The organism is Ruegeria sp. BJ5 (assembly GCF_056537865.1).
Genome location: NZ_JBQFSH010000001.1, coordinates 401780 through 428737 on the forward strand (window position 1 = coordinate 401780; position 26958 = coordinate 428737).

25 protein-coding genes are annotated in these 26958 nt (G+C 60.7%); 16 read left to right on the forward strand and 9 right to left on the reverse strand.

Annotated features, from left to right (window positions below):
• The first annotated feature begins 84 nt into the window (after nt 1–84).
• The 3 genes from ACR0NY_RS01975 to coaD all read left to right on the forward strand — a co-directional run bounded on the left by ACR0NY_RS01975 (nt 85) and on the right by coaD (nt 2063).
• Entirely contained in the window at nt 85–987 is a 903-nt protein-coding gene (locus ACR0NY_RS01975; protein WP_170368393.1) for a LysR family transcriptional regulator, read from the forward strand.
• A gap of 61 nt (nt 988–1048) precedes the next feature.
• Nucleotides 1049–1486, forward strand: a complete 438-nt coding sequence (locus tag ACR0NY_RS01980) for a CBS domain-containing protein (RefSeq protein WP_093961953.1) — start codon at nt 1049–1051, stop codon at nt 1484–1486.
• Nucleotides 1487–1571: 85 nt separating this feature from the next.
• The gene (coaD, locus tag ACR0NY_RS01985; RefSeq protein ID WP_093961954.1) at nt 1572–2063 is read left to right on the forward strand and encodes a pantetheine-phosphate adenylyltransferase; all 492 of its coding nucleotides are present in this window, start codon (nt 1572–1574) and stop codon (nt 2061–2063) included.
• Here coaD and gap (ACR0NY_RS01990) read toward each other — a convergent pair.
• The 3 genes from gap (ACR0NY_RS01990) to gap (ACR0NY_RS02000) all read right to left on the reverse strand — a co-directional run bounded on the left by gap (ACR0NY_RS01990) (nt 2055) and on the right by gap (ACR0NY_RS02000) (nt 4368).
• Complete coding sequence (gene gap, locus ACR0NY_RS01990) at nt 2055–3059, reverse strand: type I glyceraldehyde-3-phosphate dehydrogenase (RefSeq protein WP_170368394.1); 1005 nt, start codon at nt 3057–3059, stop codon at nt 2055–2057. The genes coaD and gap (ACR0NY_RS01990) overlap by 9 nt on opposite strands.
• 92 nt (nt 3060–3151) lie before the next feature.
• A complete protein-coding gene (locus tag ACR0NY_RS01995) occupies nt 3152–3295 on the reverse strand; it encodes a hypothetical protein (RefSeq protein WP_170338780.1) in 144 nt (47 codons plus the stop codon).
• Between the two features lie 71 nt (nt 3296–3366).
• Complete coding sequence (gap, locus tag ACR0NY_RS02000) at nt 3367–4368, reverse strand: type I glyceraldehyde-3-phosphate dehydrogenase (protein ID WP_170339356.1); 1002 nt, start codon at nt 4366–4368, stop codon at nt 3367–3369.
• Between the two features lie 182 nt (nt 4369–4550).
• Here gap (ACR0NY_RS02000) and ACR0NY_RS02005 point away from each other — a divergent pair, with 182 nt between their 5' ends.
• A complete protein-coding gene (locus ACR0NY_RS02005) occupies nt 4551–5522 on the forward strand; it encodes a DUF808 domain-containing protein (RefSeq protein WP_170357679.1) in 972 nt (323 codons plus the stop codon).
• Nucleotides 5523–5579: 57 nt separating this feature from the next.
• Here the strand turns inward: ACR0NY_RS02005 and tkt are convergent, their stop codons facing one another.
• Complete coding sequence (gene tkt / locus ACR0NY_RS02010; protein WP_170368395.1) at nt 5580–7601, reverse strand: transketolase; 2022 nt, start codon at nt 7599–7601, stop codon at nt 5580–5582.
• 235 nt (nt 7602–7836) lie between these two features.
• Here tkt and ACR0NY_RS02015 point away from each other — a divergent pair, with 235 nt between their 5' ends.
• Genes ACR0NY_RS02015 through ACR0NY_RS02025 form a run of 3 tightly spaced genes read left to right on the forward strand, consistent with a single transcriptional unit; the run spans nt 7837 to nt 9262 of the window.
• The gene (locus ACR0NY_RS02015) at nt 7837–8523 is read left to right on the forward strand and encodes a hypothetical protein (RefSeq protein WP_170368396.1); all 687 of its coding nucleotides are present in this window, start codon (nt 7837–7839) and stop codon (nt 8521–8523) included.
• Complete coding sequence (locus ACR0NY_RS02020; protein WP_170339348.1) at nt 8523–8918, forward strand: cell division protein ZapA; 396 nt, start codon at nt 8523–8525, stop codon at nt 8916–8918. The genes ACR0NY_RS02015 and ACR0NY_RS02020 overlap by 1 nt, the downstream gene beginning before the upstream one ends.
• On the forward strand, nt 8915–9262 hold the full coding sequence (locus ACR0NY_RS02025) for an MliC family protein (protein ID WP_170338769.1): 348 nt from the start codon (nt 8915–8917) through the stop codon (nt 9260–9262). The genes ACR0NY_RS02020 and ACR0NY_RS02025 overlap by 4 nt, the downstream gene beginning before the upstream one ends.
• Before the next feature lie 8 nt (nt 9263–9270).
• Here the strand turns inward: ACR0NY_RS02025 and grxD are convergent, their stop codons facing one another.
• The 5 genes from grxD to ACR0NY_RS02050 form a co-directional block, all read right to left on the reverse strand.
• Nucleotides 9271–9633, reverse strand: a complete 363-nt coding sequence (gene grxD, locus ACR0NY_RS02030; RefSeq protein WP_170338767.1) for a Grx4 family monothiol glutaredoxin — start codon at nt 9631–9633, stop codon at nt 9271–9273.
• Nucleotides 9634–10015: 382 nt separating this feature from the next.
• On the reverse strand, nt 10016–10252 hold the full coding sequence (locus tag ACR0NY_RS02035; RefSeq protein WP_170338764.1) for a BolA/IbaG family iron-sulfur metabolism protein: 237 nt from the start codon (nt 10250–10252) through the stop codon (nt 10016–10018).
• A gap of 139 nt (nt 10253–10391) precedes the next feature.
• Nucleotides 10392–12551 carry a phosphoribosylformylglycinamidine synthase subunit PurL gene (gene purL / locus ACR0NY_RS02040; RefSeq protein WP_170368397.1) on the reverse strand — a complete coding sequence of 720 codons (2160 nt, stop codon included), beginning with the start codon at nt 12549–12551 and terminating at the stop codon, nt 10392–10394.
• 197 nt (nt 12552–12748) lie between these two features.
• The gene (locus tag ACR0NY_RS02045) at nt 12749–15001 is read right to left on the reverse strand and encodes a mechanosensitive ion channel family protein (protein WP_170368398.1); all 2253 of its coding nucleotides are present in this window, start codon (nt 14999–15001) and stop codon (nt 12749–12751) included.
• A 269-nt stretch (nt 15002–15270) separates the two neighbouring features.
• Nucleotides 15271–16179, reverse strand: coding sequence for a LysR family transcriptional regulator (locus ACR0NY_RS02050; RefSeq protein WP_170368399.1), 909 nt, complete (start codon nt 16177–16179; stop codon nt 15271–15273).
• A 169-nt stretch (nt 16180–16348) separates the two neighbouring features.
• On the opposite strand from ACR0NY_RS02050, the gene ACR0NY_RS02055 reads away from it, so the two are divergent.
• From ACR0NY_RS02055 to ACR0NY_RS02095, 9 genes are all read left to right on the forward strand, one after another.
• Nucleotides 16349–19768, forward strand: a complete 3420-nt coding sequence (locus ACR0NY_RS02055; RefSeq protein ID WP_170368400.1) for an indolepyruvate ferredoxin oxidoreductase family protein — start codon at nt 16349–16351, stop codon at nt 19766–19768.
• A gap of 76 nt (nt 19769–19844) precedes the next feature.
• Nucleotides 19845–20723: a lysophospholipid acyltransferase family protein gene (locus ACR0NY_RS02060; protein ID WP_093961968.1), complete on the forward strand. Its 879-nt coding sequence runs from the start codon at nt 19845–19847 to the stop codon at nt 20721–20723.
• A gap of 8 nt (nt 20724–20731) precedes the next feature.
• On the forward strand, nt 20732–21541 hold the full coding sequence (locus ACR0NY_RS02065; RefSeq protein WP_170338755.1) for a glutamate racemase: 810 nt from the start codon (nt 20732–20734) through the stop codon (nt 21539–21541).
• A 93-nt stretch (nt 21542–21634) separates the two neighbouring features.
• Nucleotides 21635–22663 carry an N-acetyl-gamma-glutamyl-phosphate reductase gene (gene argC, locus ACR0NY_RS02070; protein WP_170338753.1) on the forward strand — a complete coding sequence of 343 codons (1029 nt, stop codon included), beginning with the start codon at nt 21635–21637 and terminating at the stop codon, nt 22661–22663.
• Between the two features lie 7 nt (nt 22664–22670).
• A complete protein-coding gene (gene ccmE / locus ACR0NY_RS02075) occupies nt 22671–23117 on the forward strand; it encodes a cytochrome c maturation protein CcmE (protein WP_170368401.1) in 447 nt (148 codons plus the stop codon).
• A gap of 138 nt (nt 23118–23255) precedes the next feature.
• Nucleotides 23256–23867 carry a holin-associated N-acetylmuramidase gene (locus tag ACR0NY_RS02080; RefSeq protein WP_170368402.1) on the forward strand — a complete coding sequence of 204 codons (612 nt, stop codon included), beginning with the start codon at nt 23256–23258 and terminating at the stop codon, nt 23865–23867.
• Nucleotides 23858–24436, forward strand: a complete 579-nt coding sequence (locus ACR0NY_RS02085) for a holin family protein (protein ID WP_170338747.1) — start codon at nt 23858–23860, stop codon at nt 24434–24436. Before ACR0NY_RS02080 ends, ACR0NY_RS02085 begins: the two co-directional genes overlap by 10 nt.
• Nucleotides 24437–24511: 75 nt before the next feature.
• Entirely contained in the window at nt 24512–26476 is a 1965-nt protein-coding gene (locus ACR0NY_RS02090; RefSeq protein WP_170368527.1) for a heme lyase CcmF/NrfE family subunit, read from the forward strand.
• Complete coding sequence (locus ACR0NY_RS02095; protein ID WP_170368403.1) at nt 26473–26928, forward strand: cytochrome c-type biogenesis protein; 456 nt, start codon at nt 26473–26475, stop codon at nt 26926–26928. Before ACR0NY_RS02090 ends, ACR0NY_RS02095 begins: the two co-directional genes overlap by 4 nt.
• Nucleotides 26929–26958: the final 30 nt, after the last annotated feature.

The following is a 26958-nucleotide window of genomic DNA, read 5'->3' on the forward strand; positions in this document are numbered from 1 at the left end:
AATTTGCGCGCAGCATAGGCTTGCATAAATCTCATGAACAGAGGCAATATCCCAAAAGAGTTTTGCAAAAATGCAAGGGTAGGGATGGATCCGAACTGGGATGACATGCGCGTATTCCTGGCGGTTGCGCGCGAGGAAAGCCTGTCTTCGGCCGGGCGGTTGCTCAAGATCGACCCGGCGACAGTTGGGCGGCGGGTTTCCCGGTTGGAATTGGCACTGAAAGCGCCGCTTTTTACGAAGTCACCACAGGGCTACGTACTGACCTCGGCCGGAGAGCGACTGTTCGAGCACGCTCAAGGCGCTGAAGAGGCGATGCGCGCAGCGGCTGGCGCGATGGAGGGCGCGACCAAGTCGCTGAGCGGTCAAATCCGGATTGGTGCTCCGGACGGAAGCGCCAACTATCTGCTGCCGCAAGTCTGCGCCAAAATCAGCGACTCGAATCCGGACCTGGACATACAGATCCTGGCCTTGCCGCGGATCATCAACCTATCGCGCCGCGAGGCGGATATGGCCATCACCGTCAGCGCCCCAACGGCCGGCAAGCTGCTGGTGCAAAAGATCAGCGACTACAAGCTGCATATGGTGGCAACCGCCGACTATCTTTCGCGACATGGTCCCATTCGCTCGGTCAATGACCTGAAGGGTCACCGCATGATCGGTTACATCCCGGATATGATCTTCGACCGCGAGCTCGATTACCTCAACGATCTCGGTATTGATCGTGTCCCACTTGCATCGAACTCGGTCTCGGTGCAACTGCGGCAAGCCTCGTTGGGTACCGGGGTGTGTATCGCGCATGACTTCACGTTGCCATTCCATCCTCAGTTGAAAAAAATTCTGACGGATCAAGTCAGTCTGACGCGCAGCTTTCACCTGGTTCGCCATCAGGGTGATCAACGCAACGAACGGTTGAACCGATTTGCAGATGCGCTCAGCCGGGGAATTCGCGACGAAGTTGCGCGGCTGGAAGCCGAAGCCCAAGCTTGACAGGCTGATCTAATCGGGCAACGCTTTGGAAAACGGGAAAATTATTTCGGAGGTATTGCCCATGCTTGTACAGGCCATTCTGAAGTCCAAGTCGACGGACGGGGTTGTGACGGTGGCGCCTTCGATGACCGTGTCCGACGCGGCAAAGATTCTGGCCGATAAGCGCATTGGTACGGTGATCGTATCGGAGGACGATGGCGAAACCGCAGCCGGCATCCTCTCGGAACGCGATATCGTGCGGGAATTGGCCGCCAGTGGCAGCGGGTGCCTGACACAGCCGGTAAGCGCCTACATGACCAAGAAACTGGTGACCGCCACCCAACAAGATAAGGTGCAGGACGTTCTCGCTCGTATGACCGAAGGTCGGTTCCGGCACATGCCGATTGTCGAAGATGGCAAACTGATTGGGATCGTCACTCTGGGCGACGTCGTAAAAGCGCAATTGTCAGAACTGGCCATGGAAAAAGATGCCCTGCAGGGCATGATCATGGGGCACTAGCCCCATCTGACGACATTGCGGCCTCTTGCAGCTGCGGAAAACTTGTGTTTGCTTGCGCAGAAATTTTCTTGCTCAGGAGGGCGCGATGCGGGTTGGATTATATCCGGGAACCTTTGACCCCATCACCATGGGTCATATCGATATCATCCGCCGGGCAGCCATGCTGGTCGACAAGCTGGTGATTGGCGTCGCGATCAACCGCGACAAGGGTCCGTTGTTCTCGCTGGAAGAGCGGGTGGCGATGATTGAGGCGGAATGTGCCTACCTGACCGAACAGACCGGCACTGAAATTGTTGCGCATCCGTTCGAAAACCTGCTAATAGACTGCGCCCGGGACGTAGGGGCGCAGATCATCGTACGCGGTCTGCGTGCTGTTGCCGATTTCGAATATGAATTTCAGATGGTTGGGATGAACCGGGCGCTCGACGATTCGATCGAGACCGTGTTCCTGATGGCTGAAGCCCGACACCAGGCGATTGCCTCGAAACTGGTCAAGGAAATCGCCCGGCTGGGTGGGGACGTGTCGAAATTCGTCACGCCCCAAGTCAATATCGCGCTGAAAGAGCGGTTAGGCTAGGGCGCCCATCGCGGCAGCGGTGTCCAGCATCCGGTTCGAGAACCCCCACTCGTTGTCGTACCAGGCCAGAACGCGAACCAGCGTGCCGTCGGTCACTTTGGTTTCGGCCAGCGACACGGTCGAGCTGTGGGAATCGTGGTTGAAGTCGATCGAGATCAACGGGCGAATTTCCGCGGCCAGAACGGTCGGGATCTTGGCCGCTGCCTCGGTGAACAGGGCGTTGACCTCGTCTTCGGTGGTGGGGCGCGATACCTCGACCACCAGATCGACGACCGAGACGTTCGGAGTGGGAACCCGGATCGCCTGACCGGTCAGCTTGCCCTGCAGTTGCGGTAGAACCAGCCCCACGGCCGAGGCCGCGCCGGTGGTGGTCGGGATCATCGACAGGGCAGCCGCGCGCGACAGGTACGGGTCCTTTCCGGCAGTGTCATGCACCGGCTGGCTGGCGGTGTAGGCGTGCACCGTGGTCATGTTGCCGTGTACGATACCCAAGCCCGCATCCAGCGCGGCAGCGACCGGCGACAGGCAGTTGGTGGTGCAGGATGCGTTGGAAACCACGGTGTCGGCGGCGGTCAGCTCGTGGTCGTTCACGCCGAACACCACGGTTTTTACCTCGCCATCCCCACGTGCTGGCGCCGAAATCAGAACCTTCTTCGCGCCGTTCTTGAAATGGCGAGACGCAGCTTCGCGCGTGCGGAACACGCCGGTGCATTCCAGAACCACGTCGACGTCCGACCAATCAAGCGCCTCTGGGTCGCGCTCGCTGGTCAGCCGGATCGGGCCTGCGCCTACGTCCAGCCCGGCCTCGCTCAGGGTGACCGGTTTGGCGTAGCGGCCATGCACGCTGTCGAACTCGAACAGATGCGCATTCATTTCCGGTTTGGCGAGGTCGTTGATCGCGACGATCTGCACATCCGTACGACCGCTTTCCATCAGGCCGCGCAGGACACCGCGCCCGATCCGTCCAAATCCGTTGATAGCAAGTTTGAGTGTCATGTCGCGCTCCGTCTAAATGGCCGCTAAGCCGCGATTGAAATCAGTTAGCGCTAACAAAGGCAGTCAGGCGAAAATGTCAAGCAAAACCTCTGTCAGCGCCAGAACGCGACCCAGTCGAGAAAGTCGTAGAACTTCTTGCCGAGGAACAGGAGGTGCTCGGTTCCAAACAGCGCGAAATCCAGCATCAGACCACCAAGGATGAGGACTCCCAGCCAGATCGCGATTTGGTTTGTCATTGCTGCTCCGAACAAAAAAGCCCGCTCAGATAACCTGAGCGGGCGACGCGGTTCAAGCGGTCTTGATGAGATCAGTTAAGGCGCCCCATGGCGACGGCGACATCGGCCATGCGTACCGAGAAGCCCCATTCGTTGTCGTACCAGGCAAGCACGCGGACCATGCGGCCATCGACGACACGGGTCTGGTCGGGCGCGAAGATCGAGCTTTCCTCGGTGTGGTTGAAATCGGTCGACACCAGCGGCGCCGGTTCATAGCCCAGAACGCGCTGCATGGGCCCCTTGGCGGCCTCGGCGACGATGGCGTTGACTTCGTCGACGGTCACTTCGCGCGCGGCGCGGAAGGTCAGGTCGACGGCGGACACGTTCGGCGTGGGCACGCGAATGGCCGAACCGTCCAGGCGCCCCTTGAGGTTCGGCAGAACCTCGCCTAGCGCCTTGGCGGCACCGGTGCTGGTGGGGATCATCGACATGGCGGCGGCGCGGGCGCGGTACAGGTCGCTGTGGCGGCGATCCAGCGTGGGCTGGTCGCCGGTATAGGCGTGGATCGTGGTCATGATGCCGTTTTCGATGCCGATGCCTTCGTCCAGAACCTTGGCAAGCGGGGCAAGGCAATTCGTGGTGCACGAGCCATTCGACACCATCCTGTCGTTGGCGGTCAGGCTGTTGTGGTTGACGCCGAACACGATCGTTTTGTCCACGTTCTTGCCCGGAGCCGACAGCAGAACCTTTTGAGCGCCACGTTCAAGGTGTGTTTTCGCCTTCAGCCCGTCGTTGAACTTGCCGGTGCATTCCAGAACGACGTCACAGCCTTCCCAGTCCAGCTCGTTCATGTCGTAGGTCGAAAACATCTGCATAGGCCCGCGACCCAGGTCCATCGTGTTGCCGCTGATCGAGACATCGCGTGGAAAGCGGCCGTGGATGCTGTCGTATTTCAGCAGATGCGCCGAGGTTTCAAGCGGTCCCGTGGCGTTGACCTTGATCACTTCGATATCGTTGCGGCCTGACGCGGCGATGTGCGACAGGGTACAGCGGCCGATGCGGCCAAAACCATTGATGCCGACCTTGATGGTCATGTGACGTCTCCAAATCCGCTTGTGTTCCGGGCGATATAGCGATGATCGGTCCATCTAAAAAGATGGAAAATACCATATTTGCAATGTGTTAGCGCAAACTTGGTGTGGTTGCGCTAACGCTTGCGCTAGCTGTCGGATCGGTTAGGGTCCAAAGTGCGACAGATGAACGGAAAGGATGCGGCATGAGCGGTTTGCTGGCCCTGTTGGACGATGTAGCGGGAATCGCCAAGGTGGCGGCGGCCTCGGTCGACGATGTTGCGGCGGCTGCCGGCAAGGCGGGGGCCAAGACCGCCGGTGTGATCATCGATGACGCGGCCGTTACGCCGAAATACGTCCAAGGGTTTGCTCCGGCGCGCGAGTTGCCGATCATCTGGCGCATCGCGCGCGGGTCGATGTTCAACAAGGTCATTCTGCTGCTGCCTGTGGCGCTGTTGCTGGCGAACTTCGCGCCGTGGCTGATAACGCCCTTGCTGATGATCGGCGGGTCATACCTGTGTTTCGAGGGCGCCGAGAAGATTTTTCACGTGCTGTTTCCGCATGGAAGCCACGTGATCGAAGAAGACATGAACGTCCGTGATCCGGGTCATCTGGAGGAGCAGAAGATCAAGGGCGCGATCAAGACCGATTTCATCCTGTCGGCCGAAATCATGACCATCGCTCTTTCTGCCATTGAGGCGCCGAATGTCTGGATGCAGGCCGCGACGCTGGCGGTTGTGGGGATCGGTGTCACGGTGGCCGTCTATGGCTCGGTCGCGTTGATCGTCAAAATGGACGATGTCGGGCTTTATCTGGCCAAGAACGCGCCGACACCGATCGGCCGCGGGTTGGGCCGCGGGCTGGTCAAGGCGATGCCAAAGGTCATGAAGACGCTGTCGGTCGTGGGTACGGCGGCGATGTTGTGGGTCGGCGGCTCGATCATGATCCATGGGCTCGAGGTGCTGGGCTTTGGCTGGCTCGGCCACCACATCCACGATTGGGCCTATGCGGCCGGTCATGCCGTGTCCGATCAATGGGTCGGCGCGGTGGAGTGGATCAGCAAGGCTGCGATGGACGGTGTGTTCGGGCTGGCTTGGGGGTTCGTTCTGATCCCGTTGGCGACCAAGGTCATCGCGCCGCTGTGGCCCAAAAAGGCAGAGCAGACAGCGGACCATTGAGGCCCAAAGGAAAAGGGCGGCACGATGGCCGCCCTTTGATTGCGTGGACCGGCTGGATCAGCCCAGCAATCCCTTGACCTTGGCAACCGTCGCCTCGGCGGTGATGCCGAAATGCTTGTACAGTTCGCCTGCGGGAGCGGACGCACCAAAGCTCGACATGCCGATGAAACCGGCCTTGGCCTCGCGGCCGCGCTCGCCCAGCAGCCAGCGGTCCCAGCCCCCGGCACGGACGGCGGCCTCGATGCCGACGCGGACGGGGCCGGCGGGCAGGACCTTCTTGCGATAGGCTTCGTCCTGCTTGGCGAACAGCTCCATGCAGGGCATCGAAACGACCCGGGTGCCGATCCCTTCGGCCTCGAGCATCGCTTTTGCCTCCATGGCCAGCGACACCTCGGACCCGGTGGCGATCAGGATCGCCTGACGCTTGCCCTCGGCCTCGGCCAGAACATAGGCGCCTTGGGCGGTCAGGTTCTTGGCCTTGTGCTGGGTGCGCACGGTCGGCACGCCCTGGCGGGTCAGCGACAGGACCGAGGGGCTGTCCTTGAAGGTCAGCGCCAGTTCCCAGGCCTCGGCGGTTTCGACGGTGTCGGCAGGGCGGAACACATAGGTATTCGGCGTTGCGCGCGAGATCGCCAGATGCTCGACCGGCTGGTGCGTCGGGCCGTCTTCGCCCAGACCGATCGAGTCATGGGTCATCACGAAAACGCTGGGGATCTTCATCAGCGCGGCCAAACGCATCGACGGGCGCGCATAGTCGGTGAAGGCCATGAAAGTGCCGCCATAGGGGCGGATGCCACCATGCAGCGCCATGCCGTTCATCGCCGCGGCCATGCCGTGTTCACGGATGCCGTAGTGGATATAGCGGCCCTTGCGGTTTTCCGGCAAGAACACGCCCATATCGGCTGATTTGGTGTTGTTCGACCCGGTCAGGTCCGCCGATCCGCCGACCGTCTCGGTCATGATCGGGTTCACGACGTTCAGCACCTTTTCCGACGAGGCGCGGGTGGCCAGCTTGGGTTGATCCTCGGAAACCTGCTTTTTGAAGGCACGGATGGCGCCAGCCAGCTTCTTCGGCGCCTCGAACGCGTAGGCGCGGTTGAATTCGGCCTGCTTGCGCTCGGACAGTTGGGCAAAACGTTCTTCCCAGGCCTTCCGTTCCATTGCGCCACGCGCGCCGATCGCTTCCCACGCGGATTTCACCTCGGTCGGAATTTCGAACGGTCCGTGCGGCCAGCCATATGCATCCTTGGCGGCCTGCAGCTGTTCGGCATCGGTCAATGCGCCGTGACCTTTCGAGGTATCCTGCGCGGCATGACCCAGCGCGATATGGCTTTCGCAAGCGATCATGGTCGGTTTCTTCGACGCTTTTGCCTGGACAATCGCCGCATCGATGGCCTTGGGGTCGTGGCCGTCAATCTCGATCACATGCCAGCCCGAAGCGGCGAACCGGCGCACCTGATCAGTGCGGTCGGCAATGTCCACGGTGCCGTCGATGGTGATGTTGTTGTTGTCCCAGAACACGATCAGCTTGCTGAGCTCGTGCCGACCGGCCAGGGTGATGGCCTCCTGGCTGACACCCTCCATCAGGCAGCCGTCACCGGCGATCACATAGGTGTAGTGGTCGACAACCTTTTTGCCGTAATGAGCCCGCTGGATTTCTTCGGCCATCGCAAAACCGACGGCATTGGCAATTCCTTGCCCAAGAGGGCCAGTGGTGGTTTCGACACCGTCAATCAGGAAGTTTTCCGGGTGGCCGGCGGTTTTCGCGCCCAGTTGGCGGAAGTTTTTGATCTCGGCCAGAGTAACTGCGCTGTAGCCCGTCAGGTAGAGCAGGGAATAGATCAGCATCGAGCCATGACCAGCCGACAGGATGAACCGGTCGCGGTCAGGCCAGTTTGGGGCCGAGGCGTCGAATTTCAGGTGTTTTTCAAACAACACGGTCGCGACGTCGGCCATGCCCATCGGCATTCCGGAATGGCCGGAATTGGCGGCGGCGACAGCATCAAGGGTCAGGGTGCGAATGGCCGCAGCCTTCGCCCAGTGTTCAGGGTTGGCATTGCGCAGCGCAGTCAGGTCCACGGGTGTTGTTCCTTTGGATTACGGCAGATTGCGGGCTGAATACCATCCACCCCCCAAAGTGCAAGCGGAACCCGGCGCGGCGCATTGCCATCGCTTCAAGAGTGTTGCTCAAGCCTTTGAAAGCAAAGAGTGGGTATTTTGGCGAACATTCCGTTAGACTAAGTACCGGTACGAGCCGTATTGATTCGGCCATCGGAAAAACAGAACGAACCTTGGTAAATAGGTGACAGGGGCAATGAGCCAGATCGAAGACTTACAGCGACGCATCATGGCTGCGATGGATCGGATTGGCACCGGGATCGAGGCGTTGCAATCGGCGGGTCCGGTCTCGGGCAGCGAAGATGGACAATTGCGCGCCGCTCTGGACGAGGAAAAGCTGGCCAATGCGCAATTGGAAGAGCGCCTGAAGTCTCTGAGGGAGCGGCATGATCAGGAAATCGACGCATTGCGCGCCCAGTTGGGCGAGTCCATTGCGAAACTGGCCACCGTCGAGGCCGCGCGTGCCGAACTGTCCGAAGCCAAGGCCGCGCTGGAAAATCAGGACGAAGTTGCAGCGCTGAAGGCCGAGATTTCCGAATTGCGGCGGCAACTGGAGGATTCAGAGCGTATCCCCGAATTGAATGCCGAACTGGAAATGCTGCGGGCCGAACGCACCAGCCACGGCGCCGCCATGTCGCGGCTTGATGACGACCTGCAGCGCTTGCGAAAGGCAAATGACCAATTGCGCGAAGCGGTCGACGAGTTGCGAAAGGCTGCCGAGGACGGCGTTCCCGATGCCGAGCTTCTGAACAAGGCAACGGTGGCCGAACTGGAGGCCACCCGGGCCGCCCGCGCCACCGACGCGGCCGAAGCTCATGCGGTTCTGGCGCGGCTCGAGCCTTTGCTGACCCACGCCAACCTGGCCGAAGGAGAGGTAGAGTAATGCCCGAGGTTACCATTCATATTGGCGGGCGCGGATTTGAGGTTTCCTGCCAGGACGGCGAGGAACCGTTTCTGCACGCAGCCGCGAAGATGCTGGATGATGAGGCCCAGGTGATGGCCGACCAGATTGGCCGTATGCCCGAGTCGCGGATGCTGTTGATGGCGGGGCTTATGCTGGCCGACAAAGCGGCGGCCACCGAGGATCGCATCAAGACACTCGAGGCGAAGCTGGCCGAAGTTGAAGGCGAATTGGAGCGTATGCGCAGTGCGCCCGCGCCAGAACCAGAACGGATCGAAGTGGCCGTTGTCCCGCCCTCGGTTACCGACACACTTGCAGAGATGGCGGCACGAGCCGAGGCGCTGGCCTCGGTGATCGAAGAGAAGAACGCGAGATGACACATTTGCGGAGTTTGTGCCTGGCGGCGTTGGTCGGGGCGGTCTCGGGCCCGGCAATGGCACAGATCGACATCCTATCGGTGACCTTCACCTGCGAGAATGGCGTTGAGCTGCCCGTGACATACTTCAATCCGTCCGACGGCGTAGGGGCTGCGGCTATGATCGTCGATGGCCAGTTGATTGCGTTGCGCCAGGTCCAGAGCGGCTCGGGTATCCGTTACGAGTCAGTGAACGGGCAGGGGACGTATACCCTGCGGTCGAAGGGCTGGAACGCGATGGTCAGTTTCGCGGCGGCCGGAGCCACCGACGAAACCGATATTTTGAAAGACTGTGTCAGCCGCTGAGCGGCTGATCAGGCGTTTGCCTCGCGGATTTTGTCGGCGGCTTCCTTGTTGTAGGCGACACCGTTTTCGTCGAACAGCGTGTCCAGCTCCCCCGACAGGGTCATTTCCGTGATGATATCACAACCACCCACAAATTCGCCCTTGACGTAGAGTTGAGGCACAGTCGGCCAGTCCGAATAGTCCTTGATGCCCTGGCGGATTTCCTCGTCGGCCAGAACGTTCACGTCGGTGTATTCGACACCCATATAGTTCAGAACACCGGCCACCCGAGATGAAAATCCGCACTGCGGCATTTCTTTGGTGCCCTTCATGTACAGCACCACATCGTTGCTTTTGACGGTCTCGTCGATCTGGGTCTTAACGTCGGTCATTTCGCGTTTCCTTGTTTACGTTCGTCCGTCTGTCGGGCGGTCATTTCGATCGGCGGCTGCGCCACCAGTTTCTTGGTTCAGTACCCTGGTTCATCGCATGAACCTCGTCGATTACATTGACTTTTGTCACGCCGTCGGCTTCCCACGGTCTGTGTTTCAAAGCGTTGGGGTCGGGGCACATATCCGACAATTGTCTTGTTCTGTTCCGTTTCAGATAGGCTTCGACGGTTGCCGCGGCAACCACCAGTCCACCGACACATATTCCGATCCAGACAACCCAACCAATCATGTCATATGGCCGAATAGTCGGATGCCATCGGGGTGAACAAGGCAGCAGTTGCCATCACCAGTGTGAGCATGGCACTGACCGCCGTGGGTCTCATCACTCGGGTACTTTCGTGGTCAACGCCAGCGCGTGCAACTCGCCATCCGGGCCGTCCATTTTGCCCTTCAGTGCAGCATAGACCGCGCGCTGCTGCTGGACCCTGTTCTTCCCGCGAAAGCTTTCGTCCACCACCATGGCGGACATGTGTACGCCATCGGTGCCGCCGACCTGGATTTCCGCATTCGGAAAGGCTTCGCGCAGCAGATGTTCGATTTCGTGGGTGCTCATTGGCATTTAGGATACTCCTGAAGGTCTTTTCAAAGATGTAGAGCGATGCCGAAGCCCGCGCAAGGGTGTGCAGCACCCTTGGAATTGTAAGATCCCGCGCCGATCGAACAGCGCAGGATCCGAGTATGGCTCAGCGTCGTCGCGCTCAGGCGACGGCCTCGGCAAAACTGCTGCGATACAGCGCTGAGAGTTCACTCAGAGGAGTTTCGGACGCTCCGATCCGCACGGTTTCTCCGGTAAAGCGCCCGACCGAAACCAGCGGCACGCCCGCCTGGCCCGCCGCAATCATCAGCGCTTCGGCCTGATCGAAGTTGCAGGCCACCAGGTAACGGCCCTGATCCTCACCGAACAGGAACTCGGTCGGGGCGTCATCAAGATGCACACCCACGCCCGCGGCTTCGGCCAGTTCGAAGGCAGCCAGTGCAAGGCCGCCATCGCTCAGGTCAGTACAGGCCTTGATCATCTCGCGATTGGCCCGGATGAAGTCGCCGTTGCGCTTTTCAGCATCCAGATCCACATGCGGGGCGTCGCCGTCTTCGCGGTTGAAGACCTCGGCCAGCAGGGCGGATTGGCCCAGATGCCCCTTGGTTTCGCCGATCACCAGCGCAACGTGGCCTTCGCGCACCTCGGTGCCGATGATTTCGTCGGCGTGCTGCAAAAGGCCGACGGCACCGATGGTCGGTGTGGGCAGGATCGCCTGACCGTCGGTTTCGTTGTACAGCGACACGTTGCCCGAGACGATCGGCATATCCAGCGCGGCCACGGCGGCGCCGATGCCTTGGATGGCACCGACGAACTGGCCCATGATCTCGGGCTTTTCGGGGTTGCCGAAATTCAGGTTGTCAGTGGTGGCCAGCGGTTTGGCCCCAACGGCGGTCAGGTTGCGATAGGCTTCGGCCACGGCCTGCTTGCCTCCTTCTTCGGGGTTGGCGCGCACGTATCGAGGGGTCACGTCCGAAGTGAAGGCCAGCACCTTGTCGGTGCCATGCACGCGCACCATGCCTGCACCAACGCCAGGCGTACGCGCCGTGTCAGCCATGACCATCGTGTCATATTGCTCATAGACCCAGTGCTTGCTTGCGTAGTTGGGCGACGAGATCAGCGCCCGCAGCCCGTCGATCGGGTCGATCTGCGGCACCTCGCCCAGATCTTCGGCCGCCGGGGTGGGAACCCAGGGGCGGTCGTATTCCGGTGCGGTTGAGGCCAGCTTCGACAGCGGAAGGTCGGCCTTGATTTCGCCGTTGTGCATGATCAGGAACCGGTCTTCGGCGATGGTTTCACCGACGATGGCGAAATCCAGATCCCATTTCTCGAACACGGCGCGGGCTTCGGCCTCAAGCTCGGGCTTCAGCACCATCAGCATGCGTTCCTGGGACTCGGACAGCATCATCTCGTAGGCGGTCATGCTTTCTTCGCGCTGGGGCACGTTTTCCAGGTCCAGCCGGACACCCAGCCCGCCCTTGTCGCCCATCTCGACGGCCGAGCAGGTCAGGCCCGCTGCGCCCATGTCCTGAATCGAGATCACGGCGCCGGTCTGCATCAGTTCCAGCGTCGCCTCCATCAGGCGTTTTTCGGTGAAGGGGTCACCGACCTGAACGGTTGGGCGCTTATCCTCGATCGTGTCGTCGAATTCGGCCGAGGCCATGGTGGCACCGCCCACGCCGTCGCGGCCCGTCTTGGCGCCCAGATAGACGACGGGCATGCCCACGCCCGACGCGGCCGAGTAGAAGATCTTGTCGGCATCGGCCAGCCCGGCGGCAAAGGCGTTCACGAGGCAGTTGCCGTTGTAGGCCGGGTGGAACCGAACTTCACCGCCCACGGTCGGCACGCCGAAACAGTTGCCGTAGCCACCGATGCCTTCGACCACGCCGTTGACCAACTGGCGGGTCTTGGGGTGGTCGGGTTCGCCGAAGGACAGCGCGTTCATTGCCGCGATGGGCCGCGCGCCCATGGTGAACACGTCGCGCAAGATGCCGCCCACGCCGGTTGCCGCACCTTGATAGGGTTCGATGTACGAGGGGTGGTTGTGGCTTTCCATCTTGAAGACCACGGCCTGCCCGTCGCCGATATCGACCACACCGGCGTTTTCACCGGGGCCGCAGATCACCTGAGGGCCCGAGGTGGGCAGGGTGCGCAGCCATTTCTTCGAGGATTTGTAGGAACAGTGCTCGTTCCACATAGCCGAGAAGATGCCAAGCTCGGTAAAGGTCGGCTCGCGCCCGATAATCTCGAGGATCATATCGTATTCTTCGGGTTTCAACCCGTGTGCGGCAATCAGATCCGGTGTGATGGCGGGCTCTTGCATCGTGTGTCCTGTTTCCAAGGTGGCCGGGATTGCGGGCCTTTTAGGGCAACCGGGCGATTTGGGAAAGGGTCAAGAGCGCGCAGCGAACAGGAACCCGCTCTTTGCTGGCAGAATGCAGCGGTCTGCGGAGAGGAAAACGTCGGTCGCACCACCGGAATGACGGGGACAGCAGCGCGTGCGCCGCTGTCCCGCGGCCGTTATTGAGGCGGCTCTTCCTTCTTGTTCACGGCGTCGGCCGCTGCCGCGCCGATCGCCGCTTTCTGTTGTTCCGTCAGGTTTTCGGCCTCTTCCAAACCGGGGATGGCAACGCGCACCTCGCGGCGGGCAAAGTCGATCCCGTTCTCCTTGAATGCGGCCTTGACCCGGTTGAAGATCTCCTTGCGCAGGGTGAACTGCTTGCCGGGCTTGGCCATGAACTTACCGCGGATGATCATGCCGACATCGTCAAAGTCGAAAACGCCCTGCGATTTGAACGGCTGCAGGAAGCCATCCTTGTGGACCGGGTCCTCTATCATATCGGCGCCGATCTTCTTGAAGATCTTCTTGACCTTGTTCGGGTCGGTGTCGAAGGGCACGGTGAATTTCAGCTTCATGATGACCCAGTCGCGGCTGTAGTTGGTCAGCTTCTGGATTTCGCCATAGGGAATGGTGTGAACCGGGCCGCGATGGTGGCGCAACTGCATGGACCGGATCGAGATTTTCTCGACCGTGCCAGTGGTGCCGCCCACATCGACGTATTCGCCCACGCGGAAGGCATCGTCGATCAGGAAGAAGATGCCGCCCACGATGTCCGAGACCAGTTTCTGCGCGCCAAAGCCGATGGCCAGACCCAGGATCCCGGCGCCAGCCAGAAGCGGTGTGATGTCCAGGCCCAGCGCGCCCAACGCCAGCAAGGCGAAGATCACCGCGATAGCCACCTGAGCCGTCACGCGCAGCAACGGCAGAACCGTGGCAAGACGCGAGCCGCCGGCACCGCCGCCTTCGCCGGCCTCCTCATCGGGGCTCTGCTCCGAAGCCGTCTGCTCTTTGGCAAGCCGGCGGTTGATCCAGAGAGAGACGACCTCGTTCAAAATGTAGCCGATTGCGATGATGATGAAGAACTGAACCAGCTTGCTGCCGGTTTCCGAGTCCCCGCCCGCAATATCCTGCAGGTCCAGATTCCAGGCATTCGCAATCATCAAAATGACCAGAATACCGGCCAGAACGCGTCCGATGCGGATGTAGCTGCGTTTGGTCGATTTGTAGGCACGCTCCGCGATCGGGCCATCGCCCATCATCGGCGGCAGCAGGTGCCGGGTCAGCCCTCGGATCAGCGTGTCGAGTGCCGGTGCGATCAACAGCCAGAACATCGTGACGAAATGCGCGCCTTCGGCCAGAAGGGCAAACACGGCCGGATTACGCTGAGCGGCGAGGAACTCGACCAAAAGCCAGGTACCCGCCGACACGGCGATCGCAAAATACGGATAGTAGCGGGCGACTTCTTCGTCGAAATGGGTGCGATCCGGATCGGAACCACGCATCATGTCGGTCAGACCGTTGCGGGCAGTCCATGCAATGACGCCGACATAGATATGGATGGCGGTGTTCAGCCAGAAACCAAGGCGCGATTCACCCGGCATTACGCCATTCATCGCATTGAAATCCAGGATGAACAGGGTGAACCCGATCAGTAGGAACAGGCCGATCAGGTTCCGATGCAGGTATTTTGCCCATTTGTCATTCACGTTGACCAGGCGCAGGTTGCTCTGCTTCGGGGCGAGAATGAAACGGGAAATCGCGGCTCCCAGGCGGGGGAACCAGATCAGGAAGAACACGAACGGTGCGGCCTGGGCAATCTGTTGTTCGTCCAGCAACCGACGCCCGACGAAGACCAGCGTGTAATAAAAGACAAGCAGCCCCAGAAACTCGACGCAGAAGCGCTTGAACAGAAAGACTACGGCGCCTTTTAGGTTGGTCGAGGCATCCCCATCGACGACTTTGATCCAACGGCGGGTCCAAAGGCCAACCGCCGTTTCTGCGGCATACCCGATTGCAAGCGCCAAGAAGGTGAACCCGAACAGGGTTGCCAGACCGCTTGCGCCAAACTTGTTTCCGAAATTGCTGAAGGCTTCGACCTGCGCCGAAACCAGCAGCGGAACCTTGCGGATGACATCCAGCCAAGACGCAGCCATGTCGCCCGCCGAGGATGAGATCGTTTGCAGCAGCCCCTTCCGGGAAGTCTGCGTTTCGGCCTGTTTCGCCGCGACCGCATCAAGCCGTTCCAGCAAAATGGCCCGGACTTGATCGTCAGACATTCTCGCCACCAGATCGTCGACCTGTTCGGGGGTCAGATCTTCGGGGATGGTCACATTGCTGGTGGTGGGTTCGCTGGTGCTCTGGGCCATGCTTGGCCGGGCCAGGAACGTGACGGATACCAACGCCATCAAAAACAGGCGGAGTAGGCTGGTCATAAACTTTGTCCTCGAACACGAAATATTATGGTTTTTCGCGATCATAGGCCCGTTGGCAAAATAATTCCAAACGATTTGGCACCGCGCGCCCGGATGCAGGCCAAAAAAAAGGCCGAGCACTAAGCTCGGCCGTAGTCCAACAGGGAGGTATGAAGATGATGAGCGTTTCAGCATCACCGCCTTCGAATGCTCATTTAGGGATCACTCTGTGAACGATCAAGGTTTTTTGGGCGCATTGAGGGCATGTCCGCTATGCTGCGGACGCATAGCTATAGTTTTCCCAGATGTTTCAGTTGCTTGCGATGCGCAATGATTTCATCCTGAACGAAATCTCGGAACGCTGCGACCCGTTTTGAGTGCCTCAGTTCTTCAGGATAGGCCAAATATACAGGCACATTCGCCGTCTCGATGTCGGACAGGATCGGGACCAGGTCAGGGAAATCCTCGGTGACGTAGTCGGGCAGGACGCCAATTCCGAGGTCATTCAGAACACCCTGCAGAACACCAAAGTAGTTGTTCACCGTCAGCAGTGAGCTGGGTTCGTAGGTCATCAAGTGACTGACCATCGACGCGCCAACGCCAACCTGGGGTGCGGCGGGGGTCTGACAGATCAGGCGGTGTTTCGAAATGCCCTCCAGCGTCTGGGGCGCACCGCCGTGCGAATCTAAGTAGGTCTTGGTCGCATACAACATCATTCGAACGGTCATCAGACGCTTGCGGACAAGATCGGCCTGACTGGGTTCTTTCATCCGGATCGCGACATCTGCTTCCCGCATCGGAAGATCCAGCACGCGTTCTTCGAGCATCAGGTCAATGTTCAGGTCCGGATACTGCTCGTACAGCTTGGGCAGGCGCGGCGCCAGCCACAGGGTCCCGAAGCCAAAAGTCGTGGTGACCCGCAGGACTCCAAAGACCTCATCCTCGCTGTCGCGGATTCGCGCCGCGGCTGCGTCCAGACGTTTGGACATGGCCGTTGTTGCATCGAACAGAAGCTCGCCCTGTTCCGTCAGAATCAGGCCTCGGGCGTGGCGGTGGAACAGCGTGGCGCCCAGCGATTCCTCAAGCGCGCGGACCTGACGGCTGACGGCGGATTGGGACAGGTTCAGCTTGTCTCCGGCATGCGTCAGGCTGCCGGCGTCAGCTACCGCGTGAAATATTCTGAGCTTGTCCCAATTCATCGTCGCAACTTTCGTTATCCTTTGGCAGCCCTATATGAAAGAGGTAACAAATTCCATATTCAAACGGGGAAATCGTTACAGAACAGGGGGAATTTTGTATACAGGTCAGAAATTATGACCTAAAATGACGTCAAATGCAGCACACTATTCCGACGTGGGGAGGCGTCTGATGAGTCAGCCAAAGATTTCGCTCAACGACCGTTTCGATCTGACTAAAAGCCCGGTGCTTTTGAATGGTACGCAGGCGCTTGTGCGTCTTATGATGATGCAGAAGGCCCGCGATACCGCCGCGGGCCTGAATACTGCCGGTCTGGTCACAGGTTATCGGGGGTCTCCGCTGGGTGCGGTCGATCTGCAAATGTCACGTGCCGAAAAGCAACTGGCCGAGTGTGATGTGACTTTTCAATACGGTCTGAACGAGGACCTGGCCGCCACAGCCCTGTGGGGCAGCCAGCAGGCGGGTCTGCGCGGCGATGGAAAATATGACGGCGTTTTTGGCCTGTGGTACGGCAAGGGTCCGGGCGTGGACCGGTCCGGTGACGTGATGCGCCACGCCAACATGGCCGGCAGCGCCAAGCATGGCGGCGTGCTGATGGCGATGGGCGACGATCACACGGGCGAAAGCTCGACCGTGCTGCACCAATCGGAATGGTCGCTGGTCGACATGTACATGCCCGTGGTCAGCCCGGCCGGAGTGCAGGAAATCCTCGACTATGGAATCTACGGCTTTGCCCTCAGCCGGTTTGCCGGGGTCTGGGTCGGGCTCAAGACGATGAAGGACACGATCGAGGTGACCTCGGTCGTGGATGGCCGGCCCGATCGGATGCAACTGGTGACGCCGGAATTCGACATGCCCGAGGGCGGGCTGAACATTCGGCTGGGCGACACGCCGCACCTGCAGGAGGCGCGGATCATCGACTACAAGCGGTTCGCGGCCGAGGTGTTCTCGCACACCAACCGGATGGACCGGCGGGTCTGGGGCAAGCCCGGCGCCAAGATCGGCATTGCCGCGGCGGGCAAGAACTGGCTGGACCTGGTGCATGCCATGTCGCTGCTGAACATCGATGAGGCCGAGGCCGAACGGCTGGGGATCACCACCTACAAGATCGGTCAGACCTTCCCGCTGGACATGAAGGGGTTCCATGACTGGGCCGAGGGGCTGGACCTGATCATCATCGTCGAAGAAAAGCGCAAGCTGATCGAAGTGCAGGTCAAAGAAGCGATCTTTGACGACCGTCGCGGACGTCGCGTGTACGGCTGGTACAAGGGCGGGGCAGGCACGCTGCACCGCGAAGAGCTGTTCCCGACCCGCGGCGCGCTTGATCCGATCATGATCGCCGAAAAGCTGGGCGAGATCCTCATCGAGGAAGGCCGCGAAACCGACGGAATCCGCGCAGGGCTGGCCAGCCTGCAGGAAGCGCGGCGCAACGACAACGCGCAAGAGATCGCGACGCGGCTGCCCTATTTCTGCTCGGGCTGCCCGCACAACACCTCCACCAAGGTGCCGGAGGGCAGCCGGGCCTATGCCGGCATCGGCTGTCACTACATGGTGCAGTGGATGGATCGCGAGACCACCGGCTTTACCCAGATGGGCGGCGAAGGCGCCAACTGGATCGGTGAGGCACCGTTCTCGACCACAAAACACGTGTTCCAGAACCTGGGCGATGGCACCTACAACCACTCGGGCGTTCAGGCCATCCGGGCGGCGCTGGCGGCCGAGACCAACATCACCTTCAAGATCTTGTTCAACGACGCGGTCGCCATGACCGGCGGGCAGGAGAACGAAGGCCATCTGACCGCCGAGCGCATCGTGCGCGAGGTCAAGGCCATGGGCGTCCAGCATGTGGCCGTCGTCTATGACGAAAAGGAAGATGTGAACTTCAAGGCGCTGCCCGGCGACGTGGAAACCCACGAACGGGCCGAGCTGATGGCGGTTCAGAACAAGTTCCGTGAGATCGAAGGCGTGTCGGTCATCGTCTACGTCCAGACCTGCGCCGCCGAGAAACGCCGCCGCCGCAAACGCGGCACCTTCCCGGACCCGGACAAGCGCGTCTTCATCAACTCGGACATCTGCGAAGGCTGCGGCGATTGCGGTGTGCAATCGAACTGTGTCTCGATCGTGCCCAAGGAAACCGAGCTGGGACGCAAGCGGGCGATCGACCAGTCCAGCTGCAACAAGGATTTCTCGTGCCTCAACGGGTTATGCCCGTCCTTCGTCACGCTGGAAGGCGCCAAGATCCGCAAGGAGGCCACGACCGAAATCGACATCCCGCATCTGCCGCAGCCGGTTCTGCCGCAGATCGAGGGCACGCATAACGTGGTCATCACCGGCGTCGGCGGCACCGGCGTCGTGACCATCGGGGCGGTTCTGGCGCAGGCCGCGCAGATCGACGGCAAAGGCGCGGGCATGATGGAAATGGCCGGGCTGGCGCAGAAGGGGGGCGCGGTGCATATCCACTGTCGCCTGGCCAACAAGCCCGAAGACATCAGCGCCATCCGCGTGGCTACAGGCGAGGCGCATGCGCTGATAGGCGGCGACCTCGTGGTGTCGGCCGGGGCCAAGACGCTGGGTCTGACGCGCACTGGTCAGACCGGCGCGGTGGTCAACAGCCACGAGATCATCACCGGCGATTTCACCCGCAACACCGAGTTCCACATTCCGGTCGACCGGCTGGAACTGGCGCTCGAGGCGCGGCTGAAGGACGGGCTTGCCCTGTTTGACGCGACCGAGCTGGCGCGCGCGGTAATGGGCGATTCGATCTATTCCAACATGATGGTGTTCGGGGCGGCGTGGCAGCGCGGTCTGCTGCCTGTCAGCCACGAGGCGATCATGACCGCGATCGAGCTGAACGGCGCCGCGGTCGAGCGCAACAAGCGCGCCTTCGAGGTCGGCCGCTGGGCGGTTCTGCACCCCGATGAGGTGGCGCGCATCGTGACCCCCTCGGTGACCGAGTTGCCCAAGACGCCCGAGCAGGCCATCGCCTTCCGTGCCGATCATCTGGTGGCCTATCAGGGAAAACGATTGTCAAAACGCTATCTCAAGCTGGTCGAGTCGATCGAAGACCCGAAGGTCCGGGATGCCGTCGCGCGCGGGTATCACAAGCTGTTGTCCTACAAGGATGAATACGAAGTGGCCCGCTTGTTGTTGGACAGCCGCGACAAGGCCGCCGCCGAATTTGACGGCGACATCAAGATGACCTTCCACTTGGCTCCGCCGATCCTGGGGGGCAAAGGGCCGGACGGGCGTCCGCGCAAGCGGCAGTTCGGCGAATGGCTGCTGGGGCCGATGAAGGTTCTGGCCAAGCTGAAGGGGCTGCGTGGCACTCCGCTGGACATCTTCGGCTATACCGCCGAGCGCCGGATGGAGCGGGCCTTGATCCGTCAATACGAGAAGGACATGAAAGAGGTCCTGCCCAAGCTGGATGACAACACCCGCGATGCGATTGTCGCGCTGGCGCGGTTGCCGCTGGACATCCGCGGCTTCGGTCCGGTATTGGCCGCCAACGAAGCCAAGGCCGCCAAGCGGCGCGAGGAACTTCTGGCCGTAATTCGGCAAGGAGGGACCGAGACGCGGGCCGCGGCCGAGTAACGTCATATCGGTGTCATGGAGGCGCGGTAGTGTTCCCGTCCGCGCCGTCCGATGACGGCCACGCCGGAGACCCGTGATGAAATCACGTCGCCAAGTCGCTCGGGACATTTCCTACGCCCATTCTGCTGAGACGCGGGGTGGGCGCATGGTTATCAAACTTATGGAGAACACGACCGGTCGGCTGCGCTTGATCCGGCGTGCCGAAGGCTACGAGCGCGAGGTCGCCAATGGCCGCGATTTCTGGTCGGTCATGGTCGAACGTTACGGGCTGAGCCTGAATGTGGTGGGTGGGGCGCTGTCAAACATCCCCAAGGACGGCCCGCTGATCCTGATCGCCAACCACCCCTACGGAATTCTTGATGGGCTGATGATGGGGCATGTGCTGTCCCAGACCCGTGGAGATTTCCGGATTCTGGCCAATCATGTGTTCCACAAGGCCGAGGATCTGAACCGGATCATCCTGCCGATCTCCTTCGATCAGACCAAAGAAGCGATGCGGCTGAACCTGCAGACCCGAAAAACCGCCTTGGATTATCTGGGGCAGGGTGGGGCAATCGGGATTTTTCCCGGCGGTACGGTCAGCACGGCGGCCCGGCCGTTCGCGCACCCGATGGACCCGGGCTGGCGCGGTTTCACCGCGCGGATGGTGGCCAAGTCGAACGCCACCGTGGTGCCTTTGTTCTTCGATGGCCACACCTCGCGCCTGTTTCAGATCGCCAGCCATCTGCATGTGACGCTGCGCATGGGTTTGCTGATCAAAGAGTTCAAAAAGCGCGTCGATACCCCGGTGGATGTGGTCGTGGGGCAGCCCATCGGCCGCGACGTTCTGGACCCATTGGCCGGCGATACACGCAAGATGATGGATTTCTTGCGCAAAGCCACGTATGAGCTGTCTCCAAAGCCGCTGAAGTCGTATGACTATGGCTATGAATTCGAGGAACGGCATCGCGCCTGAAGGGGCAAATGGCAGTAGGCATCTTTGATTCCGGATTGGGCGGGCTGACCGTCCTGAACGCCGCGCAGACACGTCTGCCGGAGGTGGATTTCCTGTATTATGCGGACAGCGCGCACGCGCCATATGGCGTGCGCGACGCCGAGGATATCTACAACCTGACCCGAAACGCGGTGCAGGACTTGTGGTCGCGCGGCTGCGATCTGGTGATTCTGGCCTGCAACACGGCCAGCGCTGCTGCGCTGCGGCGGATGCAGGAAGAGGGCGTGCCCCAGGGCAAGCGCGTGCTGGGTGTGTTCGTCCCGCTGATCGAAGCACTGACCGAGCGCCAGTGGGGCGACAACAGCCCCCCGCGCGAAGTGGCGGTCAAGCATGTGGCCCTGTTTGCCACGCCGGCGACGGTGGCCAGCCGCGCGTTCCAGCGTGAACTGGCGTTCCGCGCCATCGGCGTGGATGTTGAGGCACAGGCCTGCGGCGGCGTGGTCGATGCTATCGAGGATGGTGATATGATCCTGGCCGAAGCCCTTGTGCGGAGCCATGTGGACGCGTTGAAGCGCAAGATGCCGCACCCGCAGGCTGCGATCTTGGGCTGCACCCATTACCCCTTGATGGCCGAAGCCTTTCAGGCGGCGTTGGGCCCAGACGTCCAAGTCTTCAGCCAGGGCGACCTGGTGGCCGAAAGCCTTGCGGATTATCTCCAGCGGCATCCGGATATGCTTGGCGGGGGTGAGGCGGGTTACCTGACAACAGGCAATCCGCAGAAGGTCAGTGACCGGGCAACGCAATTTCTCCGACGACAGATCACCTTCAAGGCCGCCTGACTTAGGTCAAGGACCGGCCCCTGTCATGAATTTATTCGGTACCTGTCATGTCGGCGGGTGCCAGACGTGTCACATAAATCTACGAGGTCTGACATGACCCACAAAATCGCAATCCTGGGCGCTTCGGGCTATACCGGTGCCGAACTGGTGCGGCTGATTGCCGAGCACCCGAACATGGAAATCACTGCCCTGGCGGCCGAGCGTAAGGCCGGGCAGACCATGGCCGAGGTGTTTCCGCATCTGCGCCATCTGGATTTGCCGCGTCTGTGCAAGATCGAGCAGATCGACTTTGGCCAGATCGATCTGTGCTTTTGCGCGCTGCCGCACAAGACCAGTCAGGAGGTCATCCGGGATTTGCCCTCCGACCTCAAAATCGTTGATTTGTCGGCGGATTTCCGGCTGGCCGACCCCGACGAATACGAGAAATGGTATGGCAATCCGCATGCCGCACTCCCGCATCAGGATGAGGCCGTCTACGGCCTGACCGAGTTCTACCGTGAGGGCATCCGCGCTGCGCGGTTGGTGGCTGGCACCGGGTGCAATGCTGCCACGGGGCAGTATGTGCTGCGGCCGTTAATTGCGGCCGGTGTTATCGACCTGGATGACATCATTCTTGACCTGAAATGCGCCGTCTCCGGGGCGGGGCGTGCGCTGAAGGAGAACCTTCTGCACGCCGAACTGAGCGAGGGCACCAACGCCTATGCCGTCGGTGGTACCCACAGGCATCTGGGCGAGTTCGATCAGGAGTTCTCGAAACTGGCGGGCCGCGCGGTTCACATCCAGTTTACGCCGCACCTGATCCCCGCGAACCGAGGCATTCTGGCGACCTCGTATGTGAAGGGTGATCCGCAGAGCGTTTATGAAACGCTGTGTGCAGCCTATGCAGACGAGCCCTTCATCCACATGCTGCCTTTCGGCGAGACGCCTTCGACCCACCATGTACGCGGGTCGAACTTCTGCCATATCGGCGTCGTTGCTGACAGGATCGAACGGCGTGCCATCGTGATAGCGGCGCTGGATAACCTGACAAAAGGTAGCAGTGGGCAGGCCTTGCAGAACGCAAACCTGATGTTAGGTGAACCCGAAACGACGGGGCTTATGATGGCCCCACTGTTCCCATGAGGGCGAGATGAAGGCGCTGAAGAAACGTCGTCGTGTACAGATCATTCTGTTGGCTTTTGTGGCTTTGGCCCTGGCGACGGGCCTGATCGGCTATGCCATGCGAGACGGGATCAACTATTTCCGCTCGCCCAGCCAGGTGATCGCCGAACCGCCGGCGCCGAACGAGGTGTTTCGCATCGGTGGCTTGGTCGAAGAAGGCTCGATCGTACGCGGGCAGGGTGAAACCGTACGGTTCACCGTCACCGACGGAGGTGAGAGCGTGAAGGTGGCCTTCACCGGTGTCTTGCCTGATCTGTTCTCCGAGGGTCAGGGGATGGTCGGCACCGGAAGCTACGTTGATGGTGTGTTCCAAGCCACTGAAATTCTGGCAAAACACGATGAGACCTATATGCCGAAAGAGGTCATAGATGCCTTGAAGGAGCAGGGCGTCTACGAAGAGCCGGCAGACAGCTGAGGCAGTACAGTCATCAATAGGCTGGCTGAATGAGTATTGAAGGGCGTTGCGTGATCTGGTCGTGCAGCGCCCTTCTTCATTTCATGGATTTAAGGATTTCACCGGACCGTATGCCGCAATGGAACACAGAGGTGCAGCATGCAGTCGGTTCAGCAGATTGCCAACGAGATCGTAGCCCGCGAGGGCGGCTTCGTCGATGATCCGGACGACCCCGGAGGGGCCACGAAATACGGTGTCACAATCCACACAATGCGACGGTTGGGCCTTGACCTGACGCGTGACGGCACGGTCGATCGTCGTGACGTGATGGCGCTTGGCCGGGATCAGGCTGTCGCGATTTTCATCACGCATTACTTTCAAAAGCCTGGTTTGGCACGGGTGCCCGACGCGCTGCAGCCAACGCTTTTCGACATGTACGTGAATGCGGGCGGACAGGCGGTGCGCATCCTGCAGCGTCTTTTGGTGCAGATGGGATTTTCGCTCGCCGTGGATGGCGTTTTGGGGCCGCGAACGGCTGGGGCGTGCGATCTGGCCGCAAAACCCGATCCGGTGGTGTTGCGCGACGCGTATGGGGTGGCACGAAGGAACTACTATTTCCGGCTGGCTGACCGACGTCCGGCCTTGCGCAAATACGTGCGCAGCCGCAACGGTGGGAAAGGGGGTTGGATCCGCCGGGCCGAGAAGTTTCTATCTCCGCCCTATCACCTGAGCATGGCCGAGTTTCAGCAAAGGATAGCCGCATGGGACTGATCGCAGGTGTTCTTGATCTTCTGTTCGGGGGTGGGCGCAACGTGGTGCGCGAAACTGCAGAGGTGTTTCGCGAGAACTCGGAGGCCGGTGCGGAACGCGCTGTTGCGCTGCGTGGACAAGCGATGAACCAGTTCGGCGCGGAATTCGAGGTTCCTCGCAAAGGCGGGTTTGACCGTTTCATGGACGGTTTGAATCGGTTGCCAAGGCCTGCATTGGCGCTGGGGACATTGGGTTTGTTCGTGGCCGCGATGGTCGATCCACTGTGGTTTGCGGCGCGGATGCAGGGAATTGCGCTGGTGCCCGAGCCGCTGTGGTGGCTACTGGGCGTCATCGTGTCGTTCTATTTCGGAGCGCGGCACCAAGCGAAGGTTCAGGACCTTCAGCGTGATATCTCAGTCACGATGATGCGGGCGCCACAGGTCATGGCCAACTTGCAAGCTCTTCACGAGATGCGAGCGGAAAGTCCGGGAGCCGCCGATCCGGGGCCGGATGCGGAACTGACGGCCCAGGTGATCATCCCCGATCACAACCCGGCGCTGGAGGACTGGCGGCGTCTGCAGCGCGCCTGACCCGCGACACTATGTGCGCCTGATTGCGGCGAAAGTGATTGGCGCTTGCCCGGGCGCGGGATTATACCCGTGCCCATGATTACCGAGCTTGGACATTTCGCCCTTATCCTGGCCTTCATGGTGGCCATAGTTCAGACAGTCGTGCCATTGATCGGCGCCGCAAAACGCTGGCCGTCATGGATGCTGTTCTCGGAACCCGCGGCTATTGCGCAATGCCTTCTGACAGGATTTGCCTTCGCTGCGCTGGTGTGGGCCTTTGCGACCTCGGATTTCTCGCTGCGGATCGTGGTGGAGAACAGCCATTCCCTGAAACCGATGCTGTATAAAATCAGCGGAACCTGGGGAAACCACGAAGGCTCGATGCTGTTGTGGGTACTGATCGTGGCGCTTTTTGGCGCGACGGCCGCGCTTTTCGGCCAGGGTTTGCCACCCACGCTCAAGGCCCGTGTCTTAGCGATGCAGGCCGCAATCGGGGTCGCGTTCTACGCCTTCATACTTTTTACGTCGAACCCGTTTGACCGGCTTCCCGTTGCGCCCTTTGACGGCCGCGATCTGAACCCCTTGCTGCAGGACCCCGGCTTGGCTTTCCATCCGCCGTTTCTGTACCTTGGATATGTGGGCCTGAGCATGGCATTCAGCTTTGCCGTCGCAGCCCTGATCGAGGGGCGGGTGGACGCGGCGTGGGGTCGTTGGGTTCGACCGTGGACCCTGGCAGCCTGGATATTCCTGACCATCGGCATCGCGTTGGGGTCGTGGTGGGCCTATTACGAATTGGGTTGGGGCGGATTCTGGTTCTGGGATCCGGTGGAAAACGCGTCTTTCATGCCGTGGCTTCTGGCCGCCGCCCTATTGCATTCGGCCATCGTGGTCGAAAAGCGCGAAGCCTTGAAAAGCTGGACCATTCTGTTGGCGATCATCGCTTTTGGATTCTCGCTGATCGGAACCTTCATCGTGCGCTCAGGCCTTCTGACGTCGGTTCACGCATTTGCAAACGACCCTGAGCGCGGTGTGTTCATCCTGTTCATTCTGGTGGCGTTCATTGGCGGCGCGTTGATCCTGTTCGCCGCTAGGGCCCAGGCGATGGAGGCCAAGGGGCTGTTCGGAATGGTCAGCCGTGAAAGCGCATTGGTGCTGAACAATATCCTGCTGGCTGTCAGCAGTTTTGTCGTGTTCTTCGGGACCCTGTGGCCGATGGTGGCCGAAATGATGTTCGACCGAAAGCTTTCGGTCGGGGCACCGTTCTTCAACGCGGCCTTTACGCCGTTCATGGTGGTGCTGGGCATCGCATTGCCGCTGGGCTCGATGCTGCCGTGGAAGCGCGGCAGGCTGGGCCGCGTCGCATGGCAGTTGCGCTATGCGTTTGTGCTGGCCGTTTCGCTGGCCGTACTGGTTTGGGTGCTGCAGACGGGCCGCAGCGCGCTCGGGCCGGTTGGTTTGTTCCTTGGCGCATGGATCACCTTCGGCGCCGCGGTCGATCTGTGGAGCCGTACAGGCCGCACCGGCGGTTTCCGGCGTCTGATGCGTCTGCCGGGTGCGGATTGGGGCAAGGCGATCGCCCATACCGGTCTGGGGGTCACGATCTTTGCGATTGCCGGCCTGACCGCCTGGGAGGTCGAGGACATCCGTGTTGCGCGTATCGGGGAAACCTTCGACGTGGGCGGTTTCTCGTTCACTTTGGACGGCGTGCGCGAAGTTGAGGGGCCGAACTATTTCTCCACCATGGCCGATGTGCAGGTTCAAAAAGATGGTCGAGAGATTGCTACGCTGAACCCGGAAAAACGGACCTATCCGGTGGCCGCCATGCCCACGACCGAGGCCGCGATTGACTACCGTTTTCTGCGTGATGTCTACGTGGTCATCGGGGACCAGCAGGACGATGGCGGCTGGGTCATGCGTACTTACATAAAACCTCTTGCGAATTGGATTTGGGGAGGCTGCATTCTGATGGCTCTTGGCGGATTGTTCAGCTTGTCCGACCGCCGCTTCCGGGTGGCCGCAGGCGCGCGCAAGGCTCCGGCAGGCGGAGTGCCAGCAGAATGAAACGTCTGATCGTTTTGCTGTTGTTGCTGGCATCGCCGCTGATGGCGGTCCAGCCGGATGAAGTCCTGGACGATCCGGGGCTCGAAGCCCGAGCGCGAGACATCAGTACGGGCCTGCGTTGTCTGGTATGTCGAAACGAAAGCATCGACGAAAGCAACGCGGAACTAGCCCGTGACCTGCGCATTTTGCTGCGCGAACGGCTGGTCGCGGGCGACACCGATGAAGAAGCGGTTGCCTATATTGTCGACCGCTACGGAGAATACGTGCTACTCAAACCCACGACCACGGGGGCGAACCTGCTGTTGTGGCTGGCAGGGCCGGCCATGCTGTTGATAGCGGCCGGTCTGGGGTGGAACTTCCTGCGCGGTCGTGCGCGGGTTGAGGAGACCTCCGCCGTGGACGGATTGAGTGACGACGAGAAAGAGCGCCTGCGCCGAATTCTTGAAGACTGACGTGCGGTTTACCTTTCCCTTGCGCGGCAT

Bases quoted from the DNA above. Each gene is read 5' to 3' on its own strand.
- ACR0NY_RS02020 (WP_170339348.1), top strand. From the start codon at position 8,523: ATGCCCGAGGTTACCATTCATATTGGCGGGCGCGGATTTGAGGTTTCC.
- ACR0NY_RS02085 (WP_170338747.1), top strand. From the start codon at position 23,858: ATGGGACTGATCGCAGGTGTTCTTGATCTTCTGTTCGGGGGTGGGCGC.
- grxD (WP_170338767.1), bottom strand. From the start codon at position 9,633: ATGACCGACGTTAAGACCCAGATCGACGAGACCGTCAAAAGCAACGAT.
- ACR0NY_RS01995 (WP_170338780.1), bottom strand. From the start codon at position 3,295: ATGACAAACCAAATCGCGATCTGGCTGGGAGTCCTCATCCTTGGTGGT.
- ACR0NY_RS02035 (WP_170338764.1), bottom strand. From the start codon at position 10,252: ATGCCAATGAGCACCCACGAAATCGAACATCTGCTGCGCGAAGCCTTT.
- ACR0NY_RS02005 (WP_170357679.1), top strand. From the start codon at position 4,551: ATGAGCGGTTTGCTGGCCCTGTTGGACGATGTAGCGGGAATCGCCAAG.
- ACR0NY_RS02080 (WP_170368402.1), top strand. From the start codon at position 23,256: ATGCAGTCGGTTCAGCAGATTGCCAACGAGATCGTAGCCCGCGAGGGC.
- coaD (WP_093961954.1), top strand. From the start codon at position 1,572: ATGCGGGTTGGATTATATCCGGGAACCTTTGACCCCATCACCATGGGT.
- ACR0NY_RS02060 (WP_093961968.1), top strand. From the start codon at position 19,845: ATGAAATCACGTCGCCAAGTCGCTCGGGACATTTCCTACGCCCATTCT.
- ACR0NY_RS01980 (WP_093961953.1), top strand. From the start codon at position 1,049: ATGCTTGTACAGGCCATTCTGAAGTCCAAGTCGACGGACGGGGTTGTG.
- ACR0NY_RS02090 (WP_170368527.1), top strand. From the start codon at position 24,512: ATGATTACCGAGCTTGGACATTTCGCCCTTATCCTGGCCTTCATGGTG.
- ACR0NY_RS01975 (WP_170368393.1), top strand. From the start codon at position 85: ATGGATCCGAACTGGGATGACATGCGCGTATTCCTGGCGGTTGCGCGC.
- ACR0NY_RS02015 (WP_170368396.1), top strand. From the start codon at position 7,837: ATGAGCCAGATCGAAGACTTACAGCGACGCATCATGGCTGCGATGGAT.
- argC (WP_170338753.1), top strand. From the start codon at position 21,635: ATGACCCACAAAATCGCAATCCTGGGCGCTTCGGGCTATACCGGTGCC.
- ACR0NY_RS02050 (WP_170368399.1), bottom strand. From the start codon at position 16,179: ATGAATTGGGACAAGCTCAGAATATTTCACGCGGTAGCTGACGCCGGC.
- gap (WP_170368394.1), bottom strand. From the start codon at position 3,059: ATGACACTCAAACTTGCTATCAACGGATTTGGACGGATCGGGCGCGGT.
- ACR0NY_RS02095 (WP_170368403.1), top strand. From the start codon at position 26,473: ATGAAACGTCTGATCGTTTTGCTGTTGTTGCTGGCATCGCCGCTGATG.
- purL (WP_170368397.1), bottom strand. From the start codon at position 12,551: ATGCAAGAGCCCGCCATCACACCGGATCTGATTGCCGCACACGGGTTG.
- ACR0NY_RS02025 (WP_170338769.1), top strand. From the start codon at position 8,915: ATGACACATTTGCGGAGTTTGTGCCTGGCGGCGTTGGTCGGGGCGGTC.
- gap (WP_170339356.1), bottom strand. From the start codon at position 4,368: ATGACCATCAAGGTCGGCATCAATGGTTTTGGCCGCATCGGCCGCTGT.
- ACR0NY_RS02045 (WP_170368398.1), bottom strand. From the start codon at position 15,001: ATGACCAGCCTACTCCGCCTGTTTTTGATGGCGTTGGTATCCGTCACG.
- ACR0NY_RS02055 (WP_170368400.1), top strand. From the start codon at position 16,349: ATGAGTCAGCCAAAGATTTCGCTCAACGACCGTTTCGATCTGACTAAA.
- ACR0NY_RS02065 (WP_170338755.1), top strand. From the start codon at position 20,732: ATGGCAGTAGGCATCTTTGATTCCGGATTGGGCGGGCTGACCGTCCTG.
- ccmE (WP_170368401.1), top strand. From the start codon at position 22,671: ATGAAGGCGCTGAAGAAACGTCGTCGTGTACAGATCATTCTGTTGGCT.